The organism is Paenibacillus oenotherae (assembly GCF_019443105.1).
In the GTDB taxonomy this organism is placed as follows: domain Bacteria; phylum Bacillota; class Bacilli; order Paenibacillales; family Paenibacillaceae; genus Paenibacillus_Z; species Paenibacillus_Z oenotherae.
The window spans coordinates 1-2250 of sequence record NZ_JAHZIJ010000045.1 but is presented as its reverse complement, the minus strand read 5'-3'; the positions used below and the strand labels follow the sequence as shown (position 1 = coordinate 2250).

Genomic DNA, 2250 nt, shown 5'->3' with positions numbered 1-2250 from the left:
ACTGGGACGAGGTGGCGATTCGGTTCAAGGGATCGTAGCTGTAACTATAATTGTTGCTTTGCCCGTTCAAACTCAAAGATTGGTTCGTCAAATTCCCGTTCCCGTCATAATCGTAGTTGAAGGAATTGATCTCTACGTTATTGGCTTTCTTGTGAATCAGCGAATCCACGGCATAGCCATCATAGGTATACGTGCTTTTATTCCCGTTCAGCTGCCTGATTTCCTTCAACAGGCTGTTATTGTAGTAATCATATTCGGCATCAAAGGTCGTCAAGGAAGGCCCTACGGTCTTTAACCGGTTCATGTTGTCATAGGTATATACATTCATATAACCGAACGGATCGGTCATCGTTTCCCGAAGGCCCAGACTATTGTAGGTATACGAAATTTTCTTCAGATCCGGGAAGGTAACCTCTCTTAATTCCCCGGTCGTGTTCTTGTAGGCGTAGGATGTCGTACCTGTAGGGTCTGTCATCGTTTTCCGCCGTCCGGCGAGATCATAGGTATACCCCACGGAATCGTTCGGACTGGATTTCAGGGTCAGCCGATTGCGATTGTTGTATTGGAAGGTGAACGTTTGCCCCTTCTGATCCATCGTTCTTACAACATTGCTGTTCGCATCATAGAAGCTCTTCTCGACCTGACCCATGGCATCGGTCTGTTTGATCAGTCTTCCCAACTGGTCATAGCGCTTCTGCGTCGTATTCGCATCCGGATAACGGATCTCCTTCAAATGTCCAGCCAAGGAATACGCATAGCTTGTCGTGTCATTCTTGGGATCGGTTACGCCTGTCAAACGCCCTAGGGAATCATACTGGTATCTTGTCGTATGCTCAACGCTCTTAAAGCAAGATAAAAAGAAACCACATGGAGTGTTGTTACACTCGCATGTGGCACGTTAAGAAACCAAACTACTTTGTAGACAATTGTATTGCATTGTTAATCCCTGAGAATAATAGTTCGGCGGCTAAGAGATCTCCTATGACAATAACGGAATCAAATAGATGGGTGTATCCTCCACGACGATCTTTAGCGGTAGGATATATTTTATAACCATGTTCTTGCTCCCAAGTCAGTACAACAAGCTTTTTACCTTTAGTTGCTGCACTATAATTTTTCTTTCCTAAAAGATTTGCTATTGCAGATTCTTTTGACGGTAAAGGAGGCACCTTAGAGAAACATAATGAAAGGGTTTTTTCGATCTGTCGAAGTAACGTAACTTCATCGAATGGAAACTCAATTACCTCCATAAGTTCAATGTCGACAATACCCAATCCTTCAATTCGTCCTGTTGGAATCGCAAGCAAATTATTTGTCTTATCATCAACGTAAACATTTATCAACCTATACGTAGGCCCCAAAGCAGATCACCTCACTCAACTATTTTTATAATAATATTTACTCCCTTGTCCTTTGCGTAGTCAATTGCCATCTGCAGTTGCTCAGATTGACTTTTTGTTAGTTCTACGGGAGGTAGCGCTACTTCTAAATTTTTTATCGTACTTGAGTTCGCTAGTACTGTCAAGTTTTTCTGAGTATGACCTGTATAACTCGCTAAGCTATTTGTATATACTTTAAGTATATTCAAAAGGTTATTTCCTTTATTGTAACTTGAAAGTGTTACATCTATCGATTTGATACTAGTAATGCTTTTTGCAAACAAACCTTCTCCCGCTACAAATTTATCAATCGTCTTAAAATTATTACCCATAATATTACTCATACCACCTAATGCATCTTCTATTTCTCTCCCTCTTTCCACTGCAGATTTTGCCCAAACACCCGTACGTGCTTTTGCAAAAACATCTGCTTTCATAAGCATTTTCGTACCCTTCGCTACATATGAACCTGGCACAAAAGGTAACAATGTAGCTGCTATGTCCCACAGTAAGAAACCTGCATTCCCCCAACTAGGGTTTTCATATAACTCATAAGCACTCCACCCAATGCTGGCTATATCAACTATTGTTTCTACAACATGTCCAGAAGGATCAATAAATTTGCTTGGATTATTATGCACATACGTATACAAATTCATCGTCAGCGGATTATCAATCTGGCCCTCATACGTATCCTTACTAATAAACTGTCCCATGCTCGGGTCATACCATCTTGCGCGCAAATATTGCAGGCCTGCGCTCTGATCCCACATTTCCCCCGAATAGCGGAATGGATTCTCTACACCCTCGGTGGTCGTGAGCGGGTTGCCCCATAGATCATACGTGTACCGGTTCACACTCGTATTGCCCG

Annotated in this window: 2 protein-coding genes and 1 pseudogene; all 3 read right to left on the bottom strand. The window is 42.2% G+C overall.

Translation table 11 applies throughout. The features are described 5' to 3' along the window. A pseudogene (locus K0T92_RS24395) lies at positions 1-796 on the bottom strand (hypothetical protein); the annotation flags it as partial. Positions 797-911: 115 nt separating this feature from the next. After that, positions 912-1343, bottom strand: coding sequence for a hypothetical protein (locus K0T92_RS24390; protein WP_219875233.1), 432 nt, complete (start codon positions 1341-1343; stop codon positions 912-914). Positions 1344-1372: 29 nt separating this feature from the next. Next, positions 1373-2250 (bottom strand): RHS repeat-associated core domain-containing protein (locus tag K0T92_RS24385; RefSeq protein ID WP_219875232.1); only part of this gene is annotated, 878 nt, incomplete at its 5' end.